This is a genomic window from Pandoraea thiooxydans, assembly GCF_001931675.1.
GTDB lineage: Bacteria > Pseudomonadota > Gammaproteobacteria > Burkholderiales > Burkholderiaceae > Pandoraea > Pandoraea thiooxydans.
Window position 1 is genome coordinate 651,197 of sequence record NZ_CP014839.1, and the last position, 21,944, is coordinate 673,140.

Below are 21,944 nucleotides of genomic sequence, written 5' to 3' on the forward strand. Positions count from 1 at the left end.
GCGCCGCGATGCGAATCACGCCGGCGAGCATGTCACCCAGCGCTGACCCCACGCGGCGATCGCGCATTCATAAAAGCGTTCCAGGGTAGCAGCGCTATCACTTGTCATCGGCAGCCCGAGAAAACGAGCTGCCCACGCCAACTCCGACAGCAGTGCGCTGCGATCGAGCGGCTGGGCGCCGTTTTGCTTGCTGAGTTTTTCGCCATCCTGCGCCAATACCAGCGGCACGTGCATATAGCCTGGTACGGGCATCTTCAGACATTGCTGCAAATAGATCTGACGCGCGGTCGAATCGAGTAGATCGGCGCCTCGCACGACGTCGGTAATGCCGGCCTCGGCGTCGTCGACCACCACCGCCAATTGATATGCCCAGGGCCCGTCGGCGCGCTTGAGCACGAAATCTCCAACCTCGGTAGCAAGGTTTTGCCGCTGCTGGCCGAGCCAGCGATCGGTAAATGAAATAATCGCGGCGTCGCCGTCCGGCACGCGCAACCGCCACGCCCGAGGGGCTTTGCCTTGCAGGCCGTTGCGGCAGGTGCCGGGATAGGCCAGCGTCGTGTGACGCGCGCGGGTGTTGGCCAGCGAGTCGGCGATTTCGCGGCGCGTGCAACCGCAGGGGTAAATCAGTCCCTGGGCATCGAGTGCATCGAACGCTGCCTGATAATGGGCGACGCGCCGGTGCTGCCAGCTCACAGGCTCATCCGGGCGCATGCCCACCGCAGCCAGCGTGTCGAGAATATCTTCGGCCATGCCCGGCAGGCAGCGCGGCTCGTCCAGGTCTTCGATGCGGATCAGCCATTTGCCGCCGTGTGCGCGGGCATCCAGATAACTGGCCAGCGCGGTGACGAGCGAGCCGCGATGCAGCGGCCCGGTGGGCGACGGAGCGAAGCGCCCCCGGTAACGGGACGTCAGGGGCCGTGCGCTGGCCATGTGTGCCGCTCAGGCCGGATCGGCCTGTGTCTGCCGCGCCGCCCGGCCAGTGCGCTGCTCGCCGCTGGCGGGTTGGCCGGCGCAATGCGGGCAGCGCTCGCCCGGCACGTAATCCGGCGATTGCTGCTGCTCGGCGGTGACCACCGCGCGACAGGCGAAGCACTGCACGGCCGGCGCGGGCGCGAGACTCGGCGTGAGCGCCGTGCGATAGTCGAACACGAAGCAGTCCCCCCGGTAATGCGCGCCGCCGACCTCCTCGAAATATTTCAGGATGCCGCCCTCGAGCTGGTAGGTGTGGTCCATGCCGATGTTCTCCATGTGCAGCACGGCCTTCTCGCAGCGGATGCCGCCGGTGCAGAACGACACGACGGTCTTGCCGGCGAAATCGGCGCGGCGCGCGGCGATTACCTCGGGGAACTCGGAGAATTTGTGCAGGCGGTAGTCGATCGCACCCTCGAAGGTGCCCACGTCGACCTCGAAGGCGTTGCGCGTGTCGAGCAGCATGACCTCGCGTCCGGCGTCGTCGTGCCCCTGGTCGAGCCAGCGTTTGAGCGTGGCGGCATCGACCACCGGCGCGCGCCGCTCGGCCGGCCGAATCACCGGCATGCGCATGGTGATGATTTCTTTTTTCAGCTTGACCAGCATGCGCCGGAACGGCTGCTCGGGCGACAGGCTCTCCTTGACCGGCATGTCGGCGAAGCGCTCGTCGGCACGCAGATGCGCGAGGAACGCACCGATGCTCTGGCCGGCGCCGGCCAAAAAGAGGTTGATGCCCTCCGGCGAGAGCAGGATCGTGCCCCTGAGTTCGAGCGATTCGCATAGCGTGAGCAGCGGCTCGCGCATGGCGGCGGGGTTCTCGAGCGCGATGAATTTATACGCCGCGATATTGACGATGGACATGGTGAATGAAGCGTTCGCGAATGATTCGCTATTATCGCTCAAAGCGCGTTCCGGCTGACCTCGGCGCAAGGGGGGCAGAGTACAATAGCCGGATGTCCGAACCACGCTATCTCCACCTTCGCCTCCACTCCGAATACTCGATCGCCGACGGTATCGCGCGCGTCGACGCCGCCGTCGAGGCGGCGGCCGCCGACGGGCAGGGCGCGCTCGCGCTGACCGATCTGGCCAATCTGTTCGGGGCCATTCGTTTTTACAAGGAGGCCCGCGGCCGGGGTGTCAAGCCGATCATCGGCTGCGATGCCTGGATCACCAACCACGCCGAGCGCGACAAACCGTCGCGCCTGCTGTTGCTGGTGAAAAATCGCGCCGGCTATCTCAACCTGTGCCAATTGCTCACCAGGGCGTGGCTGACCAACCAGTCGCGCGGCAAAGCCGAGATCGACCCGGCATGGTTCGAGCAGGGCGGCATGGCCGACGGTTTGCTGGCCTTGTCCGGCGCTCAGTTGGGCGATATCGGGCAAGCCATCGCGGCCGGCAACGCCGATGCCGCGAGGCGCCATGCCGAGCATTGGGCGCGCGTTTTTCCCGGTGCGTTCTATATCGAACTGCAGCGAGCCGGCCTGCCCGGCACCGAGCAATATATCCAGCAGGCGGTGATGCTGGCATCGACGCTGCGGTTGCCGGTGGTTGCCACGCACCCGATCCAGTTCATGACGCCGGACGACTTCACCGCGCACGAGGCGCGCGTGTGTATCTCCGAGGGCGAGATGCTGGCGAACCCGCGCCGCGTCAAGCGGTTTACCGCCGAGCAATACTTCCGCACGCAGGATGACATGTGCGCGTTGTTCGCCGATATTCCGTCGGCGCTGGCCAACACCGTCGAAATTGCCAAGCGCTGCAATCTGACGCTCGAATTGGGCAAGCCCAAGCTGCCGCTGTTTCCGACACCCGACGGCATGTCGCTCGACGACTATCTGGTGCAGCAGGCCAAGGATGGGCTGGAAGTACGTCTCGCGCAACTCTATCCCGACCCGGCTGAGCGCGAGGCGCAGCGAGCTGCGTATGAGCAGCGACTGACGTTCGAGACCGGCACGATCATCAAGATGGGATTCCCGGGCTACTTCCTGATCGTCGCCGACTTCATCAACTGGGCCAAGAACAACGGCGTGCCGGTCGGGCCGGGGCGGGGCTCCGGGGCCGGTTCGCTGGTGGCCTACGCGCTGGGCATTACCGACCTCGATCCGCTGCGCTACAACCTGCTGTTCGAACGCTTCCTGAATCCGGAGCGGGTCTCGATGCCCGACTTCGATATCGACTTCTGCCAGGACGGGCGCGACCGCGTCATTCAATACGTCAAGGAAAAGTACGGCGCCGATGCGGTCTCGCAGATCGCCACGTTCGGCTCGATGGCGGCCAAGGCCGCGGTGCGCGACGTCGGCCGCGTGCTCGACCTCGGCTACAACTTTGTCGACGGTGTGGCCAAGCTCATTCCGTTCAAGCCGGGCAAGCACGTCACGCTCGACGATGCGATGAAGGAGGAGCCGCTGCTGGCCGAGCGCTTCGCCGCCGAAGACGAAGTACGCCAGTTGATGGAATTGGCGCAGCGCGTCGAGGGCCTCACCCGCAACGTCGGCATGCACGCCGGGGGCGTGCTGATCGCCCCGGGCAAGCTGACGGACTTCTGCCCGCTGTACACGCAGGGCGAGGACGGCGGGGTTGTCAGCCAATACGACAAGGACGACGTGGAGGCCGTCGGCCTGGTGAAGTTCGACTTTTTGGGCTTGACCACGCTGACCATCCTGAACTGGGCCGAACGCTATATCAAGCGGCTGCACCCCGAGATGGCCGACTGGTCGCTCGCCCAGGTGCCGCTGGATGATCCGCAAGCATTCGGCATGCTCAAAAAGGCCAACACGGTGGCCGTGTTCCAGCTGGAAAGCCGAGGCATGCAGGGCATGCTCAAGGACGCCCAGCCCGATCGCTTCGAGGACATCATCGCGCTGGTAGCGCTGTATCGTCCCGGCCCGATGGATCTGATTCCGAGCTTCTGTGCCCGCAAGCATGGCCGCGAGCGCACCGAGTATCCCGATCCGCGCGTCGAGCCGGTGCTCAAGGAGACCTACGGCATCATGGTCTACCAGGAGCAGGTGATGCAGATGGCGCAGATCATCGGCGGCTACTCGCTGGGCGGCGCCGACTTGCTGCGCCGCGCGATGGGCAAGAAAAAGGCCGAGGAAATGGCCAAGCATCGCGAATTGTTTCGCGATGGGGCCGCCAAGAATGGCCTCTCCGCCGAAAAGGCCGACGAAATTTTCGACTTGATGGAAAAATTCGCCGGCTACGGTTTCAACAAGTCGCACGCGGCCGCCTATGCGTTGCTGGCGTACTACACAGCCTGGCTCAAGGCGCACCATCCGGCCGAATTCATGGCGGCCAATATGAGCCTGGCGATGGACGACACCGACAAGGTCAAGATTCTCTACGAGGATTGCCTGGCCAACGGTCTCGCGGTGCTGCCGCCCGACGTCAACGTGTCGGCCTACCGGTTCGAGCCGGCCGATGCGAAAACCGTGCGCTACGGCCTGGGCGCCATCAAGGGCAGCGGCCAGAGCGCGATCGAAGACATTCTGCGCGCGCGCGCGGACAAACCCTTTACCGATCTGTTCGACTTCTGCGCACGTATCGACCGCCGTGTGGTCAACCGGCGCACCGTCGAGGCGTTGATTCGCGCCGGGGCCTTCGACCTGCTCAATCCGAATCGCGCGCAATTGATGGCCTCGGTCGGCCTGGCGATGGAAGCGGCCGAGCAGGCCAGCGCCTCGGCCAATCAGGTCAGCCTGTTCGATCTGGCCGACGGCGAAAACCTGCATGCGCCGATCGAACTGGTCGACGAGCCGGCCTGGCCCGACAAGAAAAAGCTGCAGGAAGAGAAGACCGCGCTGGGTTTTTATCTCTCCGGCCATTTGTTCGATGCCTATCGCGACGAGGTGCGCCGCTTTGTACGCATCAAGTTGGGCGATCTGAGCGAGGGCCGCGACAAGCTGATCGCCGGCGTCATCACCAGCATGCGCACGCAGATGACGCAACGGGGCAAGATGCTGATCGCCCTGCTCGACGACGGCACGGGCCAGATCGAAGTCACCGTGTTCAACGAGCAATACGAGGCGCATCGCCATTGTTTCAAGGAAGACGAACTGCTGATCGTGCAGGGCAACGCCCGGCACGACAGCTTCACCGGCGGTCTGCGCTTTACCACCGAATCGGTCATGGATCTCGGCGCGGCGCGGGCGCGTTATGCCCGCGCACTGCGCCTGTCTTTCAATGGCAATGCCGACCCGCTGCGCCTGCGCGCGGTATTGCAGCCGCATTGCGCGATCTACCGCATGGGTGCCAATGGCGCCGGCGCCAGCGGCTTACCGGTGCACATTCGCTATGCGCGGGCCGACGCGGAGTGCGAATCGAGGCTGGGCGACGACTGGAAGGTCCAGCCTGGTGACGAACTGCTTGCGGAATTGACTTCGTGGCTGAGTCCGGCGGCCGTGGAACTGGTGTATTGACGCCTGGCGCGCCGCCGCCCGCACGGTTACTCGAGCGGGAGGCGGCAACGATCAGGGCTGCCGGCGCAGCGCCCGGAGCTGCTGGTATTTCGAATACGTGGTATGCGCGTGAGAGCGGCTGATCGCGAACCCCGCCCAGCCGTCCATGAAGCCGCGCTGCAGCACGAAAGCGCGCACGAATGCCCAGCCGCTCTTGTACCAGGGCGTCAGCGGTGAAACCTTGACGCCTCGCCGGAACAGCTCCTCCGCACCCGCCTTCGCGTAACGCGCGCTCTTCTCCTGGACTTGGGCCATGGTGGTGTAGCTGTAGTGAAGCAATTGCTCGTGCAAGCGGCCGAGAGTTCCATCGACCAGCACCCGCTCGTGAACCAGGTGATCACTGAAGCGGCCGGCGCCGCGCTTGAACAGGCGCAGCACGTAGTCCGGATACCAGCCGGAATGCCTAACCCAGTGGCCGCAAAACTGCGACAGGCGGGGTATTTCATAGCCGGCATGACGCGCCTGGCTCACCGCGTCGGCGATTTCGCCGGCCAGCGCCGGGCTCAGGCGTTCGTCGGCGTCGATCGACAGGATCCACGGTTGCGTGGCCAGAGCAAGTGCCCGATTTTTCTGCGGGCCGAAGCCCGGCCAGTCGGGCGTGACGTGCACCGTGGCGCCTGCCTCGCGGGCGAGCTCCACGGTGCCATCGGTGCTGCCGCAATCGACCACGATCATCTCGGCGGCGATCGGCTCGACCGATGCCAGGCATGCCGTGATGTTGGTGCGTTCGTTGAGCGTCGTGACGATCACGCTCAATGGCAGCTTCGTCGCAGGTGCGCGGCTCGGCGCGCTGGCGTTCTGGGGGCCGTTGTTCATGATCGATGGGTATCCTGAAGATCCGCGCCGGGCCGCATGCCATGCTCGACGAGATACTGTCCGCTGCGCAGCCGCGCCTGCACGGTTTCATAGTTGCCGCGCTCGCGTTCGCGCGGTGCTTCGCGGTGCCACAAATGAAAGACCTCCGTGGCGAAATATCCGCGGGTGCGGCGCACTCCGTAGTTGTAGAGCCGGGCAACCAGGTCGGCGTCCTCGTGTCCCCAGCCTACGAAGGTTTCGTCGAAGCCGTTGATGGCCTCGAGATCGTCGCGCCACACACCCAGGTTGCAGGTCTTGATGCCGCGCAGGCTGGTCGGTTTCCAGCGTCGCAGCGGCATGGCCTCAAAACCCAGCAGCGGGAGCGCCTTATTGATGTGCCGCTCGCGCCGCTGAGCGAACCAAAAAGACAGTGGCAAACGCTGGATCGCGGCGCCTTCGTCGAGCAGCCGCCGCGTGAGCGGCTCATCGAGCAGAATCCGGCTGCCGGTCACGATACGCCCCGCTTCTGCCAAGCGGCGATGCGTGGCGACGAAGGTGCGCTGTGGCACGCAGTCGCCGTCGAGAAACACCACGTAGTCGCCCTGGGCCGCCAGAATGCCTTTGTTGCGAATGGCCGCCGCGCGAAACCCCTCGTCCGGCTGCCAGACGTGAGCCACGCGCACTGGCGCCGCGGCGCGAATGGCTTCGACGAGCGCGGCGGTGTCCTCGGTGGATCCGTCGTCGGCCACGATCAACTCGCAGTTTTGATCGGTCTGGTCCAGGCAGGCGCGCAACACCGCCGCCAGCGCATCCGGGCGGTTGTACGTCGTGATGACCAGTGAGATGCGTCCTGGGCGGGTCATTGGGTTCGAAAACTTGGGTTGCCGCGGTGCGCGCCGGCTGGCGAAATGGTGGTGTATGGCATCGTCTCGAAATCGGCTCGGGTCGAACAAGCGCAGGGCGTGCGGGGCAAATCACGCAGGCGAGCCGAGTATACTGCAACCGCCTCGCAACCCGCCGCGCCCCGGGCTAGGTCTCGGCGAGCACCTTGAGCAACGCCTCGCCATAACGCTCGATCTTCGCCACGCCCAGGCCCGATATCTCGGACAGAGCGTCCTGGCCGGCCGGGCGACGCTGGGCCAGCTCGCGCAGGGTGCGGTCGTGCAGGATCACATAGGCCGGCACCTGCTGGGTGCGGGCGGTTTCCTGCCGCCATTGCCGCAAGCGCTCGAAGACTTGCTGATCGGCGATGTCGAGTTCTTCATGCGCGCTACTCTCGCCATAGCCGGCCAGCCGGCCGCGTCTGGCTGCCGCTTTGCCGGCCGGCGTGCGCTGGCGGCGAAAATCCAGCCGCCGCTCGCCCTTGAGCACCGGCCGCGCGGCCGGGTTCAGAATCAATGCGCCATAGCGCGTGGCATCGGCTTCGATAATGGTATGCGCCAGCAATTGACGAAACACCGCGCGCCAGCCGGTGTCGTCCAGCTCCGCGCCGACGCCGAAGGTGGGCAGGGCTTCATGGCCGAACTGGCGGATTTTGTCGGTGGCACGGCCGCGCAGCAGATCGATCAGGTGGCCGGCACCGAAGCGCTGGCCGGTGCGCAAAATCGCCGACAGCGCTTTTTGCGCGGCCACCGTGCCGTCCCATACCTCTGGCGGATTCAGGCAGACGTCGCAATTGCCGCACGGCGCGCTGGTCTCGCCGAAGTAGTCGAGCAGCACGGCGCGGCGACAGCGGGCCGCCTCGCAATAGGCCAGCATGGCATCGAGTTTTTGCCGCTCGATCCGTTTTTGCGTCTCCGGTGCGGCCGACTCGTCGATGCGGCCGCGATGCACCACCACGTCGTTCAGGCCGTAGGTCATCCAGGCCTCGGCCGGTTCGCCGTCGCGCCCGGCTCGGCCGGTCTCCTGATAATAGGCCTCGAGGCTCTTGGGTAAATCCAGATGCGCCACGAAGCGCACGTCGGGCTTGTCGATGCCCATGCCGAAGGCGACCGTGGCCACCATTACCAGCCCCTCGTCGCGCAGAAAGCGCTGCTGATGGGTGCGCCGGAGTTCGGCGTCCAAGCCCGCGTGATAGGGCAATGCCGCGATCCCCTGGGCTTGCAGCCAGTCGGCGGTTTCCTCGACCTTCTTGCGCGACAGGCAGTAGACGATGCCGGCTTCGCCGCGATGGCGAGCGAGAAACGTCAGCAATTGACGGCGGGGATTGTCGCGGTCGACGACTTCGTAACGGATATTGGGCCGATCGAAGCTGGCGACGAAAACGCGCGCGTTTTCCAGCCCCAGCCGCACGCGGATTTCGTCGCGCGTGGCCGTGTCGGCGGTTGCCGTCAGGGCGATGCGGGGTACTGCCGGATAACGCTCGTGCAGCGCCGAGAGTTGAATGTATTCGGGGCGGAAGTCATGCCCCCATTGCGACACGCAGTGCGCCTCGTCGATCGCGAACAGGGCAATGCGATTCTGTTGGTCGAGGCGGTCGAGCTGGCCGAGGAAGCGGTCGGTCAACAGGCGCTCAGGCGCCACATAAAGCAGATCGAGCTCGCCGCGCATCAGACGCCTCTCGACGTCGGCGGCTGCATCGCCCGCCAGGCTCGAGTTCAGATAGGCGGCGCGCACGCCGGCTTGCAGCAGCGCGTCCACCTGGTCCTGCATCAGCGCGATCAGCGGCGACACCACGATGCCGGTGCCCGCGCGCAGCAGCGCTGGAATCTGGTAGCACAGCGACTTGCCGCCGCCGGTGGGCATCAGCACCAGCGCATCGCCGCCTTGCGCGAGGTGCTCGACGATATCGGCCTGATCGCCGCGAAATGCGTTGTAGCCAAAAACGGTGCGGAGAAGATCGAGTGCGGTTGCCATGGCCCGCAGTATACCGGCCGGCGCCTTGGCGAACATGGTCGGCATACACTGAATTTATGTTTGGCGAGACTTCAAATGCCGCATTGCCGACGTCGCGACCGTACCGGATGCGACAGCCATGCGCCTGCGCCGGGCGCGTCGGCCTGGCGAGCCCGCCAGTTGTCGGTGCGCCGGAAGTTATGCACAGGGCTGTCCACAAAATCTGTGGACAACGGCCGGCGACGCCGTGCTTTGCCGATCGCGTGGGGATATACGGTGCTCGCGAGTGGCTGGTTTAGAATACCGGTTTGCCATTGTCCGGATATACATGAACGCTCCCCCGCCCGCAAGCAAGGTACTGAGGCGCTTATATGGTTACTTGCGTCCCTACTGGGGAATGGGCCTGCTTGCGATTTTTGCGATGGCGCTGGTGGCGGCATCCGAGGCTGCGATTCCCGCGGTGCTCAAGCCGGTGCTCGACAAGGGGTTCGGCACCAAGCATCCCAGCGCATTGTGGTTCGTGCCAACCGCGATCGTCGGCCTGGCGGTGTTGCGCGGGCTGGCTCAGTACAGTTCCAATTATCTGCTTTCGTGGGTCTCTAACCACGTGTTGCTGGATCTGCGCGTGCGCATGTTCGAGCGCATGCTGCATGCGCCGGCCGCGTTCTTCCAGCGCCAGACGACCAGCACACTGATCAACTCGATCGTCTTCGAAGTCAATCAGGTGCTGTCGGTACTCACCGGCGTGCTGATCACGATGGTGCGCGATTTCCTCACCGTGGTCGGGTTGCTCGGCTATCTCTTTTACCTGAATTGGCGCCTGACGCTGGTGGTCGCCGCGATCATGCCGATCATCGGTTTCCTGGTCAGCAAGATCAATCGTCGCCTGCGCCGCCTGAACCGCGAAAACCAGAATCTGACGAATGCGTTGTCCTACGTGGTCGAAGAGGCTGCGGGCGGCTACAAGGTGGTCAAGATTCACAACGGCGAGGCGTATGAGACGCGCCGGTTCGATGCGATGACCGCGACGCTGCGCGGCTACGCGATGCGCATGACCATCGCGGGCGGGCTGGCGCAGCCGCTCACGCAGATGCTTGCCTCGATCGCCCTGGCGATCGTCATCACCTTCGCGATGATCCAGTCGGCCAGCAATCAGACCACGGTGGGCGGGTTCGTTGCGTTTGTCACGGCAATGCTGCTGGTGGTCTCGCCGCTCAAGCGGCTGATCGACGTCAACCAGCCGCTGCAACGCGGCGTGATAGCCGCCGAGATGATCTTCCGGCTGATGGACGAGCCGATCGAATCAGCCGGTGGCCCGCACCCGCTGGAACACGCGCGCGGGCAACTGGCGTTCGAACACGTGGACTTCCGGTACGGGCTCGATACGGTCGCGCTGCGCGACGTCAGCTTCGAAGTGTCGCCTGGCGAGATGATCGCCCTGGTGGGGCCTTCGGGCAGCGGCAAGACCACGCTGGTCAATCTGCTGCCGCGCTTTTTCGATCCGACGGCCGGCGAGATTCGCCTGGACGATGTGCCGATCCAGGAATTCCGTCTGGCCGACCTGCGCCGCCAGATCGCCTTCGTCAGCCAGGACGTCGTGCTGTTCAACGACACTATCGCCGCCAATGTCGCTTATGGGCAGGAGATCGATGCGGCCCGCGTCGATGCCGCGCTGGCGGCGGCGAACCTGCGCGACGTCGTGCAGGCGATGCCCGACGGGGTAAGGACGATGATCGGCGACAACGGCATGCGCCTGTCGGGCGGCCAGCGCCAGCGTCTGGCGATTGCCCGCGCGATCTACAAGGATGCGCCAATCCTGATTCTCGACGAAGCCACCTCCGCGCTCGACTCCGAATCCGAGCGCCATGTGCAGGCGGCGCTCGAAGTGCTGATGCGGGGCCGCACCACGCTGGTGATCGCGCATCGCCTGTCCACCGTCGAGCGCGCCGACCGCATTCTCGTGCTCGAGCATGGCAAAATCGTCGAGCAGGGAACGCACCAGCAACTGCTGGCCCGTAACGGAATCTACGCGCATTTGCACGGCATTCAGTTTGCGCGCCGCGATGCGTAGGCCACCCCAGGAGACAACTCGATGACCCGTGCCGCACCGATCAGCCGCTACCCCGTACCCGACGTCAATACCCTGCCGGAAGACATCCGCGCTCGCATTCTGGAGGTTCAGGAGAAGGCGGGCTTCGTGCCCAATGTGTTCCTGACGCTGGCGCACCGGCCCGACGAGTTCCGCGCATTCTTTGCCTATCACGATGCGCTGATGCTCAAGGACGGCGGGCTGAGCAAGGGCGAGCGCGAGATGATCGTGGTCGCGACCAGCGGTGCCAACGATTGCCTGTATTGCGTGGTCGCCCATGGCGCGATCCTGCGCATCTACGAAAAGGCGCCGCTATTGGCGGACCAGCTTGCGGTAAATTATCTGAAGGCGGACATCACGCCGCGCCAGCGCGCCATGCTGGCTTTCGCGATGAAGGTCTGCCAGCAGTCGGGCGCCGTCGACGAAGCTGATTTCGACGCGCTGCGCGCTCATGGCTTTAGCGACGAAGACATCTGGGACATCGCGGCAATCACCGCGTTCTTCGGCATGTCGAACCGCATCGCCAACGTGATTTCGATGCGCCCGAACGACGAATTCTTCCTGATGGGGCGCGTTCCCAAACAGAAATGACGCAGCGCGGGCGGCCTGCAGTTCAGCCCGGCGAGACCTGCGTCGGTGCTTGGCCCTCGACCCGCGCGAACACGCGCACGCCGCGCAATCCGAAGCGTTCCTGCAGCGCCTCGCTGATAGCGCTGCATACTGCCGGAGATGGGAACCGGGCACTCGCGCCGAGATAGATGTCGAGTTCGGCCGCACCCTCCAGGTAGTGTGGATTGATTCCTGAAACCGACAGGCGATGCGCGGCGCACAACGACTGCACGGCGGCGAGCAGCTCGGCGTGAGAGGGCAGCGCGACCTCCCCGGTGCCCTGTGCATCGCTCTCGGGGTCGACGTGCACCAACACGTCGAGCACCAGCGGGTCCTGCATCACGTTGGCGCGCGCCTGCTCGGCGATGTAGTGCCCCTCGGATACCGAAATTCGCGAGTCGACCAGGATATGCACGTCGACGACTGCCGAGTCGCCCATCTTGCGAGTGCGCAGCGCGTCGATGCCATGCACCCCCGCGGTGCCCAGCAGACGGTTGCGGATACCCTCGATCGCTTCCTCGCTCAAACCGCGGTCGATCAGGTCCTGCAGCGAGTCCCACGTGAAGCGCCAGCCCATGTGACCGACGATGATGCCGACCACGCCGGCGGCGATCGGATCCAGCATGCGCCAGCCCGCCAAATTGCCGGCGATGCCGATGGCCACCACCAGCGATGACGCCGCATCCGAGCGCGCATGCCAGGCGTTGGCCACCAGCATTGCCGAGCGAACCCGCTGCGCTTCGCGCAGCATGTAGCGAAACAGGGTCTCCTTGGCGACCAGCACCGCCATCGCAACGATCAGCGCGGACACGTGCACCGCGGGGATCTGCGAGGTGTCGAGCAGGCGCTCGCCGCCACGCCACAGCATGCCTGCGCCGACCACCAGCAGAATCACGCCGAGAAACAGCGAGGCGACGTTTTCATAGCGGTTATGCCCGTACGGGTGCTCATCGTCGGGCCCGCGACCGCTACCGTGGTTGGCGGCCAGCACTACCCCGTCCGACACCAGGTCCGACAGCGAATGCACGCCGTCGGCGATCAAGGCCTGGGAGCGCGCCAGCGTGCCGACCACCAGTTGCAGCAGTGTGAGCCCGATGTTGACCCAGATGCTGACCCAGGTGATGCGGCTGGCAACGGCTTGTTTGTCGCTGTAAGTCATGTCGAAAGGTTGGGGGGCTGCGGCAAGACTACATCAGAATGATGTCGTATTGCTCCTGGCTGAAGGTCGTTTCGACCAGCAGTGACACGGGCTTGCCGATGAAGTCGCACAGCATCGCCAGATGCTGCGATTCCTCTTCCAGAAAGAGGTCGACCACGCTTTGCGCGGCCACCAGGCGAAACTCGCGCGGATTGAACTGGCGCGATTCGCGCAGGATTTCGCGCAGGATGTCATAGCACACCGTGCGCGGGGTTTTCAGCTGGCCCTTGCCGGCGCACACCGGGCAAGGCTCGCACAGCACGTGTGCGAGCGACTCGCGGGTGCGCTTGCGGGTCATCTCGACCAGTCCCAACTGTGAGAAACCATTGACGGTGATGCGCGTGCGATCGCGCGCCAGGGCTTTTTTTAGCTCGGCCAATACGGATTCGCGATGCTCGACATTGACCATGTCGATGAAGTCGAGAATGATGATGCCGCCCAGGTTGCGCAGTCGCAATTGGCGCGCGATCATCTGCGCCGCCTCGAGATTGGTCTTGAAGATCGTGTCGTCGAAATTGCGCGCGCCGACATAGCCGCCGGTGTTGACGTCGATGGTCGTCATCGCTTCGGTCTGGTCGATCATCAGGTAGCCGCCCGATTTCAGATCGACACGGCGCGACAGCGCGCGCTCGATTTCGGTCTCGACGCTATAGAGATCGAACAGCGGCCGCTCGCCGGTATAGTGACAGAGCTTGCTCAGCACCGCCGGCGTGTAGACCGCGGCGAACTCGGTCAATTTTTGGAAAGTCTCGCGCGAGTCGACCAGGATCTTGCCGGTCTCTTCATGCACGAAATCGCGCAGCACGCGCTGGGCCAGGTTCAGGTCCTGATGCAGCAGGGCCGGCGCCGGCACGCGCGTGGCTTGCCATTGAATCGTTTCCCAGGTCTTGCGCAGATAATCGATGTCGTTCGACAACTCGCTGTCGGCCGCGTCCTCGGCGATGGTGCGCACGATGAAGCCGCCTTTCTCGTCGGGCGGCACCAGGCTCTGCACCTTGCTGCGCAGCGCTTCGCGCTCGGCCTCGCTCTCGATGCGCTGAGAGATGCCGATATGCGGTTCCTGCGGCAGATACACCAGCGTTCGGCCGGCGATGCTGATTTGCGTGGCAAGGCGCGCACCCTTGGTGCCGATGGGGTCCTTGATGACCTGCACCATCAGAGTCTGGCCCTCGAAGACCATTTTCTCGATCGGCGGCTGGGGTGGGCTGCCCGCGCCGTCATGGTCGTTGCGCGGATGCCAGATATCGGCCACGTGCAGAAAGGCCGCGCGCTCCAGGCCAATGTCGATGAAGGCCGATTGCATGCCTGGCAGCACGCGCGCGACCTTGCCCAGATAAATGTTGCCCACCAGGCCGCGCGACAGCGTGCGCTCGATGTGCAGTTCCTGGACCGCGCCCAACTGCATGAGGGCCACCCGCGTCTCCTGCGGGGTAATGTTGACCAGAATATCTTCGTTCATAAGGGGGTGGGCGCTGAATGGGCTTTATTTTTTCCGCGGCCTGTCGGTGCGTCCAGGGGCTGCCTGGGGTCGTTCAGAAGTCGACGCCGACCTGGCGCAGCAACGCGGCGGTTTCATATAACGGTAAGCCCATGATACCGGAATAGCTTCCGTCGATGCGCATGATGAACTCGGCCGCCTTGCCCTGAATGCCATACGCGCCGGCTTTGCCCATCGGCTCGCCGCTGGCCACGTAGCGCTCGATTTCGTCCTGGCGCAGCGGACGAAACCAGACATGCGAGATGCTCAACGCGTGGAACGTGCGTGCGTCGGTGGTGATGGCCACGGCGGTCAGCACGCGGTGCCGCGTGCCGGACAGGCGCGCCAGCACCGCGCGGGCGTCGGCGTCGTCGAAGGGCTTGCCCAGAATCGTGCCGTCCAGGCATACCGTAGTGTCGGCTGTCAGAATCGGCGCCGGCGGTAGTTGCCGCCGGCTGGCCCGTGCGATCGCGGCCTGCGCCTTGAGCAGGCATACCCGCTGCACGTAATTGTCCGGCGGCTCGCCGGGCAGGACCGTTTCCAGGCTCTCGGCGTTTTCGTCATTGGCGGGCAGCAGCAATTCGTAGCTGACGCCAAACTGCCGCAGCAATTCCTGGCGGCGTGGGCTTTGCGAGGCAACGTAAATCGATGGCACGGTCATGAGACGAGAAAATCGGCGCCGATCAGGTCGATGCGATCAGTGCAGATCGCATCGACGCCCCAGCGGGCAAGTTCCCGGGCGCGGTCGGGTTCGTTGACAGTATAGGCCAGCAGATACAAACCGGCAGCCTTGATCTGCCCGACCAGCTCGGCGCTGAGGTGGCGATGACTGGCATGCAGCGAGACGCAGGCCAGACTCCGGCATTGCTCGCGCCAGTCGGGCGGTACCGCTTCGAACAGCAATCCGCGTGGCAGGTCGGGCGCGGCGCTGGCTGCCGCGGCCAGTGCCGCGTAGGAAAACGACGACAGCAGCGGCGCCGTTTGATCCCGCCAAAGCACGGCGGCCTGGGTTGCGACGATGCGGCCGGTCTCGGTGTCGCGGCCAGGACAGGGCTTGATCTCGATATTGATGGCCATGCGCAGTTCGGCACAGCGCCGGGCCACCGCCTCGAGCGTGGGCATCGTCGCGCCGGCAAAGGCTGCCGAAAACCAGGCGCCGGCATCGAGTGCGGCAATTGCCCGATAGGGCATTGCGGCGGCCGCGCCATGGCCATTGCTGGTGCGGTCCACCGTGTCGTCATGCAACAGGAAGACCACATCGTCGGACGACAGCTTGGCGTCGCATTCGGCCATGCGCAGGCCCAGGCGTGCACCGGTATCGAACCCCGCCAGGGTATTTTCCGGCGCCAGCGTGCCGCCGCCGCGATGCGCGACGATGCGCGGATAAGGCCAAGCGGTGGGCGCGGGGCGGTTCATGCTTCGATCCTTTTGCCGCTGTCGGCATCGAAAATATGCAGGTTGCCAGCCGGCAGGGCCAGCGGCAGCACTTCACCGGCACCCGGCCGCAGTTCGTGGGGCAAGCGCACGATCACGTCCTGGTCGCCCCATCGGCCGTGCGCGAGATTGTCCGCTCCCAGCAGCTCGCAGGTGTCCACCGGCAGCTCGATCGGCGCGACGCCGCTCTGGCCGGCCTGGGTTGTTCTGGCGGGCAGCAGGTGCTCGGGCCGCACGCCCAGCACCAGTTCGTGCCCGGCCAGCGCCGGCATCGATTGCGGCAGCGGCAAGGCCGGGCCGCCGCCAGCCACGGCGAAGCATTTGCCCTGGTCGTCGATGCGCCCGCGCAGCAGATTCATCGCCGGCGAGCCGATGAAGCTGGCGACGAACAGCGTGGCGGGGCGCTCATAGACCTCCACGGGCGTGCCGATCTGTTCGGCGTGCCCCTGGTTCATCACGATCACCCGACTGGCCAGCGTCATGGCCTCGACCTGATCGTGCGTGACGTACAGGCTGGTGGTCGCGAGCCGTGCGTGCAACCGCTTGATTTCCAGGCGCATCTGCACACGCAGTTTGGCGTCGAGGTTCGAGAGCGGCTCGTCGAACAGGAAAACCGCCGGTTCGCGCACGATGGCGCGCCCCATCGCCACCCGCTGGCGCTGGCCCCCCGAGAGCTCGCGAGGCTTGCGCCCGAGCAGCGGTTCGAGCTCCAGGATGCGCGCGGCACTCTCGACCCGCTGCCGAATGGTGGCCTGATCCATGCGCCGGATCTTCAGGCCATAAGCCATGTTGGCGAACACGTCCATGTGCGGATACAGCGCGTAGTTCTGAAATACCATGGCGATGTCCCGATCCTTGGGCTCGAGCGTGTTGACACGCTTCTCGCCAATGTGAATGTCGCCGGCGGTGACGCTCTCGAGACCGGCCACCATGCGCAGCAGCGTCGATTTGCCGCAACCGGACGGGCCGACGATTACGACGAATTCGCCGTCGTCGATGGCGATGTCAATGCCGTGCAGAACGAAATGCTTGCCATCGTAGGATTTCTTGACATCGCTGAGCGTGAGTTTTGCCATGGCGCTGAAATTACCGGGAGTCGGGCGAGAAAGAGTGGTGCGGGAGCAGGGCAGGGGCGGCGGTCATTTTTCGGTATCCACCAGGCCTTTGACGAACCACCGTTGCATCACGATGACCACCAGCAGCGGCGGCAGCATCGCCAGCAGCGTGGCGCTCATCACCAATTGCCACTGGGTTGCCGTATCGCCGCCGCCGATCATGCTCTTGATGCCGATCACGGCGGTCGTCATATTGGGTGCGTTGGTTACCAGAATCGGCCACAGGTACTGATTCCAGCCGTAGATGAAGGTGATCACGAACAGCGCCGCGATGTTCGTCTTGGACAGCGGCAGCACGACGTCGAAGAAGAAGCGCATCGGACCGGCCCCGTCGATGCGGGCGGCTTCGATCAGTTCGTCCGGCAACGTCATGAAAAATTGCCGGAACAGAAAGGTGGCGGTGGCCGAGGCGATCAGGGGTACGGTCAGGCCGGCGTACGTGTTGATCATGTGCAGATCGGAAATGACCTGCACGGTCGGGAAGATGCGCACCTCGACCGGCAGCATCAGCGTGATGAAAATCAGCCAGAAAAACAGGTTGCGCAGCGGGAATCGAAAATAGACGATCGCATAGGCCGACAGGATCGATACTGATATCTTGCCGAAGGTGATCGCCAGCGCCATGATCAGGCTGTTGCCCAGCATCATGCCGAACGGGGTTGCCGCATCGCCCGCGCCCTGCCGCCAGACCGTCGCGATGTTGTGCAGCAGGTGGGTGCTTGGAATCAACGACAGCGGCACGTTGAAGATCTGCGTCTCGTTCATGGTGGCCGCGACGAACGCGACATACAGTGGAAACACCACCATCAGCACGCCGGCGATGAGCATGGCGTGACAGAACAGATCGAGTCCCTTGCGATTTTCGATCATGCGTATTGCACCTTGCGTTCGACGAAACGGAACTGGATCACCGTCAGGACGATGACGATACTCATCAGGATCACCGACTGGGCGGCCGAACTGCCGAGGTCGAGCCCCTGAAAACCTTCGGAATAGATCTTGTAGATCAGCGTATCGGTCGACTGCCCGGGCCCGCCGCCGGTGGCCGCATCGATCACCGGAAAGGTGTCGAAGAACGAGTAGACCAGATTCACAACCAGCAGAAAGAACGTGGTCGGCGAGAGCAGCGGCAGCGCGATGGCGAAGAAGCGGCGCACCGGGCCTGCGCCGTCGATCGCGGCGGCTTCGATCAGCGAGCGCGGGATCGCCTGCAGGCCGGCGTAGAAAAACAGGAAGTTATAGCTGATCTGCTTCCACACCGAGGCCAGCACCACCAGGAACATCGCTTGTCCGCCGTTGAGCGCGTGATTCCAGACGATGCCCAGCTTGCCCAGCGCGTAGGCCACGATGCCGATGCTGGGGTTGAACAGAAATGCCCACATGACCGCGGCAATCGCCGGGGCCACCGCATAGGGCCAGATCAGCAGCGTCTGGTACAGGCGCGCGCCGCGGGTGACGCGGTCGGCCATCGCCGCGAGCAGCAGCGAGATGGTCAGGCCGAAAAAGGTCACCATGCCGCTGAACAGCATGGTGGTCTTGAATGAGGCGAGATAAAGCGGATCGTGGATCAGCGCGGTGAAATTGCTCAGACCGACAAACCGCGTGGAGAGGCCGAACGCGTCCTGCGATGAGGTCGATTGCCACAGCGCCTCGCCGGCCGGCCACAGGAAAAAGATCACGGTAATCAGCATCTGTGGCGCCACCAGGGCGTAGGGCAGCCAGCCGGTGCCAAAGCGCGGGCGCTCGCGGGAGGTTTGCGTCATGGTCTTCGATCTTGGTGGGCGCGACGGCGGGGCCGCCGGCCCCGCCGCTGGGTCGATCGCGATTCGTCGAATCGCGATCTGGCAGTGCTTAGCCGCCGGACTGCTGGAATCGCCGCAGCAGCACGTTGCCGCGGCTGACCGCGGAGTCGAGCGCCTGCTTGGCGGTCTTCTTGCCGCTCCAGACGGCTTCGAGTTCTTCGTCGACCACCGTGCGGATCTGCGGCATGTTACCCAGGCGCAGGCCACGCGTATATGGCAGCGGCGGTTTGAAGAGCATCTGCTTGATGGCCACGTCGGCGCCCGGGTGCTTGGCGTAAAAACCCTGTTTCTCGGTCAGCTCGTAGGCGGCCTTGGTCACCGGCAGGTAGCCGGTATCCTGGTGCCATTTGGCCGCGACCGCGGGCGAAGTCAGGAACTGCAGGAACTCGGCCACGCCCTTGTAGACGTTGGCCGACTTGCCGCCCATCACCCACAGGCTGGCGCCGCCGATGATGGCATTTTGCGGCGCGCCCTTCACGTCGGCGTCATACGGCATCATGCCGACGCCATATTTGAATTTGGCGTATTTCTCGATGTTGGCCAACGCGCCGGAGCTGGTGGTCATGATGCCGCAATCGCCGCTATAGAATTTCGACGTGGCCTCGTCCTTGCGGCCCACATAGGTGAAGGTGCCCTGCTTGACCATATTCGCCAGGAACGCGATGTGCTTGACCTGCTGCGGGCCGTTGAATTCGAGCACGGCGTCGGCGCCGTCGAAGCCGTTGTTTTTGGTGGCGATCGGCAGGCCGTGCCAGGCGCTGTAATTCTCGATCTGCACCCAACCCTGCCAGCCGGTGGTAAAGCCGCACGACATGCCCGAGGCCTTGAGCTTGGCGGCATCGGCGGCCACGTCGGCCCAGGTGCGCGGCGGCTTGTTGGGGTCCAGGCCTGCCTTCTTGAATGCGTCCTTGTTGTAGTACAGCACCGGCGTGGAGCTGTTGAACGGCATCGAAATCAAATGATTGTGGCTGTCGCTGTAATAGCTGGCCACGGTCGGCACGAAGGCGCTTTCGTTGAACGGCACGCCGGCATCCTTCATGACCTGCCAGACCGGCTTGATCGCCTTGCCGGCGCGCATCATGGTTGCGGTGCCGACTTCATAGACCTGCAGGATGGCCGGCGGATCGCCAGCGCGATAGGCGGCAATGCCCGCGGCCATGCTCTGCTCGTAGTTGCCCTTGTAGACCGGGATGATCTTGTATTGGGTCTGCGAAGCGTTGAACTCCTTGGCGATATCGTTGACTCGCTCGCCCAGCGCCGACTCCATCGAATGCCAGAACTGAATGTCGGTGACGGCGCTTGCCGTGCGGCAAAGTCCCAAAGCCAGAACGGCGCCCAGGCATGCCAGGCGCAGTGAATTTTTCTTCATCCCAATCTCCTCAGATTGAACGGAAAACCTTGTCCGCCCCAGCGGACGTTGGCGCGCGTAGCCTACCATGTTTATATGGCATTTCAATAGCGCGGCGGGCGTACCGGCAGGGTCGGCCCGACATGTCGGTTCAGGCGCGGTGATAGGGATGGTTGGCCGTGATGCTCCAGGCGCGATACAACTGCTCGGCGAGCAATACCCGCACCATGCCGTGCGGCAGCGTCAGGCTCGACAGCCGCAGCAGCGTATCGGCGCCGGCCTTGAGCGCCGGGTCCAGGCCGTCGGCGCCGCCGATCACGAAGGCGACGTCGCGGCCGTCCTGCTGCCATTGCCCGAGCCGCTGCGAGAGCGCCACGGTGGTCAGGTCGCGCCCGTGTTCGTCGAGCGCTATCAGCCGGCAGGCACGCGGCAAGGCCGCTTCGATGCGCTGCCGCTCGAGCGCCATCACGGTCTGCGCGGTTTTGGCCGACGAGCGCTGCTCCGGGCGAATTTCCTTGAGTTCGATGCGCAGCTCCGGCGGCATGCGCTTGGCGTATTCGCCGAAACCCGCTTCGATCCAGTCGGGCATCTTGTGCCCGACCGCCACGATCATCAGCCGCATCGACGCCGGCTCAGGCCTTGCGGGCGGCGGAGCGATCCACACGCGCCTTGACCGGGGCCGCGGCGGCGGCCTCGTCCTGTTCATCGTCATCGGCGCCGGCCATCGCCGGCCCGCCCTTGGCGGCCATGCGCAGCCGTACCGGCTTGCCGCCCCAGATTTCCTCGAGGTTGTAATACTGGCGCAGGGTCGGCTGCATGATGTGGACGACTGCGTCGCCGCAGTCGACCAGCACCCATTCTCCGACGTCCTCACCCTCGATGGCGATGATTTCGCCGCCGGCTTCCTTGACCTTGTCGCGCACGCTCGCGGCCAGCGCCTTGGTTTGGCGATTGGACGTGCCGCTGGCAATGATCACGCGATCGAACAGGGAGGTCAGGTGTTCGGTGTTGAATACGACGATGTCCTGGGCTTTGACGTCTTCGAGCGCGTCCACGATGGTGCGCTGCAGTTTGCGGATATCCATGGCAATGATTGGTCAGGTGCGATAAAGGTGATGCGCCTGGATGTAATCCAGGATGGGCGCCAACAGATCGGCGGCGGCGCCTGCTGGCTGGCGCGAATTGTTCATTCTGGCGAGTTCGGCGCGCAGATCGGTGGCCGATATGTCGATGGCCAGCGAGTCGTCCAGCAAAATGTGGCCGCAAGGGCTCGATTGTACAGTGTCGGCGTCGGCGCCGCGTGCGGCGATGGCCGCGTGTACCGCCGGCGGCGCGCTGCGCCAGTCGAAACCCGGGCGCGCGGCAACGCCGATATGAGCGGCCTCGAACAGCCGTTGCCATTCGTGCCAGGTGTCCAGCCGCAGCAGCTGGTCGGATCCGATCAGCAAGGTCAGCGATGCGTCCGGGCCGAGTTGCCGGCGCAACTCGCGCAAGGTATCGACGGTGTAGCTCGGGCCACCGCGCTCGATTTCCATGGTGCTCACACGCAGGCTCGTGGCCAGACCGGCATGCCGCAGGCGCTCGGCCAGCTCCGCCGCGGCCAATCGGGTCATCGCCAGGCGATGCTGCGCAGGCGTGCTGTCGTGTTTTTGCGGTTGCTGCCCGGCCGGCATCAGGATCAGCTCGTCGAGCGCCAGCGTCGCGGCGAACAATTCACCCAGCGCCAGGTGGCCGGCATGGATCGGATCGAACGTACCGCCGAGCAGGCCGACGCGGCGAATCGGCGAGGAAGGGGGATGCTGCAATGGCATGGCCG

General features: G+C 64.6%; 19 protein-coding genes. 3 read left to right on the forward strand and 16 right to left on the reverse strand.

What is annotated here, in order from left to right; translation table 11 throughout:
• Nucleotides 1-15: 15 nt before the first annotated feature.
• Both gluQRS and PATSB16_RS02910 read right to left on the reverse strand, forming a co-directional pair.
• Complete coding sequence (gene gluQRS, locus PATSB16_RS02905; protein WP_156884572.1) at nt 16-930, reverse strand: tRNA glutamyl-Q(34) synthetase GluQRS; 915 nt, start codon at nt 928-930, stop codon at nt 16-18.
• Nucleotides 931-939: 9 nt separating this feature from the next.
• On the reverse strand, nt 940-1,830 hold the full coding sequence (locus tag PATSB16_RS02910; protein ID WP_047216215.1) for a sulfurtransferase: 891 nt from the start codon (nt 1,828-1,830) through the stop codon (nt 940-942).
• Between the two features lie 92 nt (nt 1,831-1,922).
• Between PATSB16_RS02910 and dnaE the strand changes: the two genes are divergently transcribed.
• Nucleotides 1,923-5,387 (forward strand): DNA polymerase III subunit alpha, encoded by a 3,465-nt coding sequence (gene dnaE, locus PATSB16_RS02915; protein ID WP_047212548.1) that lies wholly within the window; start codon nt 1,923-1,925, stop codon nt 5,385-5,387.
• Between the two features lie 51 nt (nt 5,388-5,438).
• Here the strand turns inward: dnaE and PATSB16_RS02920 are convergent, their stop codons facing one another.
• From PATSB16_RS02920 to recQ, 3 genes are all read right to left on the reverse strand, one after another.
• A complete protein-coding gene (locus tag PATSB16_RS02920) occupies nt 5,439-6,242 on the reverse strand; it encodes a glycosyltransferase family 2 protein (protein ID WP_418303883.1) in 804 nt (267 codons plus the stop codon).
• Nucleotides 6,239-7,084, reverse strand: a complete 846-nt coding sequence (locus PATSB16_RS02925; RefSeq protein WP_047212549.1) for a glycosyltransferase family 2 protein — start codon at nt 7,082-7,084, stop codon at nt 6,239-6,241. The genes PATSB16_RS02920 and PATSB16_RS02925 overlap by 4 nt, the downstream gene beginning before the upstream one ends.
• A gap of 166 nt (nt 7,085-7,250) precedes the next feature.
• Entirely contained in the window at nt 7,251-9,113 is a 1,863-nt protein-coding gene (gene recQ / locus PATSB16_RS02930) for a DNA helicase RecQ (RefSeq protein ID WP_169834634.1), read from the reverse strand.
• A 271-nt stretch (nt 9,114-9,384) separates the two neighbouring features.
• Here recQ and msbA point away from each other — a divergent pair, with 271 nt between their 5' ends.
• The gene (gene msbA / locus PATSB16_RS02935; RefSeq protein WP_047212550.1) at nt 9,385-11,127 is read left to right on the forward strand and encodes a lipid A export permease/ATP-binding protein MsbA; all 1,743 of its coding nucleotides are present in this window, start codon (nt 9,385-9,387) and stop codon (nt 11,125-11,127) included.
• Nucleotides 11,128-11,148: 21 nt separating this feature from the next.
• Nucleotides 11,149-11,736 carry a peroxidase-related enzyme gene (locus PATSB16_RS02940; protein ID WP_047212551.1) on the forward strand — a complete coding sequence of 196 codons (588 nt, stop codon included), beginning with the start codon at nt 11,149-11,151 and terminating at the stop codon, nt 11,734-11,736.
• A 22-nt stretch (nt 11,737-11,758) separates the two neighbouring features.
• On the opposite strand, the gene PATSB16_RS02945 is transcribed toward PATSB16_RS02940, so the two are convergent.
• The 11 genes from PATSB16_RS02945 to PATSB16_RS02995 all read right to left on the reverse strand — a co-directional run bounded on the left by PATSB16_RS02945 (nt 11,759) and on the right by PATSB16_RS02995 (nt 21,939).
• Nucleotides 11,759-12,913, reverse strand: a complete 1,155-nt coding sequence (locus PATSB16_RS02945; protein WP_047212552.1) for a cation diffusion facilitator family transporter — start codon at nt 12,911-12,913, stop codon at nt 11,759-11,761.
• 28 nt (nt 12,914-12,941) lie between these two features.
• Nucleotides 12,942-14,411 (reverse strand): ribonuclease G, encoded by a 1,470-nt coding sequence (gene rng / locus PATSB16_RS02950; protein WP_047212553.1) that lies wholly within the window; start codon nt 14,409-14,411, stop codon nt 12,942-12,944.
• A gap of 73 nt (nt 14,412-14,484) precedes the next feature.
• Nucleotides 14,485-15,090, reverse strand: coding sequence for a Maf family protein (locus tag PATSB16_RS02955; protein ID WP_047212554.1), 606 nt, complete (start codon nt 15,088-15,090; stop codon nt 14,485-14,487).
• A complete protein-coding gene (gene ugpQ, locus PATSB16_RS02960) occupies nt 15,087-15,845 on the reverse strand; it encodes a glycerophosphodiester phosphodiesterase (RefSeq protein ID WP_047212555.1) in 759 nt (252 codons plus the stop codon). Before ugpQ ends, PATSB16_RS02955 begins: the two co-directional genes overlap by 4 nt.
• Nucleotides 15,842-16,939: a sn-glycerol-3-phosphate import ATP-binding protein UgpC gene (locus PATSB16_RS02965; RefSeq protein ID WP_047212557.1), complete on the reverse strand. Its 1,098-nt coding sequence runs from the start codon at nt 16,937-16,939 to the stop codon at nt 15,842-15,844. The genes ugpQ and PATSB16_RS02965 overlap by 4 nt, the downstream gene beginning before the upstream one ends.
• A 63-nt stretch (nt 16,940-17,002) precedes the next feature.
• Nucleotides 17,003-17,848 (reverse strand): sn-glycerol-3-phosphate ABC transporter permease UgpE, encoded by an 846-nt coding sequence (gene ugpE, locus PATSB16_RS02970; RefSeq protein WP_047212558.1) that lies wholly within the window; start codon nt 17,846-17,848, stop codon nt 17,003-17,005.
• Nucleotides 17,845-18,741: a sn-glycerol-3-phosphate ABC transporter permease UgpA gene (gene ugpA / locus PATSB16_RS02975; protein ID WP_047212560.1), complete on the reverse strand. Its 897-nt coding sequence runs from the start codon at nt 18,739-18,741 to the stop codon at nt 17,845-17,847. Before ugpA ends, ugpE begins: the two co-directional genes overlap by 4 nt.
• An 88-nt stretch (nt 18,742-18,829) precedes the next feature.
• Nucleotides 18,830-20,149 carry a sn-glycerol-3-phosphate ABC transporter substrate-binding protein UgpB gene (gene ugpB, locus PATSB16_RS02980; protein ID WP_047212562.1) on the reverse strand — a complete coding sequence of 440 codons (1,320 nt, stop codon included), beginning with the start codon at nt 20,147-20,149 and terminating at the stop codon, nt 18,830-18,832.
• Nucleotides 20,150-20,279: 130 nt separating this feature from the next.
• Complete coding sequence (gene rlmH / locus PATSB16_RS02985) at nt 20,280-20,750, reverse strand: 23S rRNA (pseudouridine(1915)-N(3))-methyltransferase RlmH (RefSeq protein ID WP_047212564.1); 471 nt, start codon at nt 20,748-20,750, stop codon at nt 20,280-20,282.
• A 10-nt stretch (nt 20,751-20,760) separates the two neighbouring features.
• Nucleotides 20,761-21,213 carry a ribosome silencing factor gene (gene rsfS / locus PATSB16_RS02990; RefSeq protein ID WP_047212566.1) on the reverse strand — a complete coding sequence of 151 codons (453 nt, stop codon included), beginning with the start codon at nt 21,211-21,213 and terminating at the stop codon, nt 20,761-20,763.
• A 12-nt stretch (nt 21,214-21,225) separates the two neighbouring features.
• Nucleotides 21,226-21,939: a nicotinate-nucleotide adenylyltransferase gene (locus PATSB16_RS02995; protein ID WP_047212567.1), complete on the reverse strand. Its 714-nt coding sequence runs from the start codon at nt 21,937-21,939 to the stop codon at nt 21,226-21,228.
• Between the last annotated feature and the right edge of the window lie 5 nt (nt 21,940-21,944).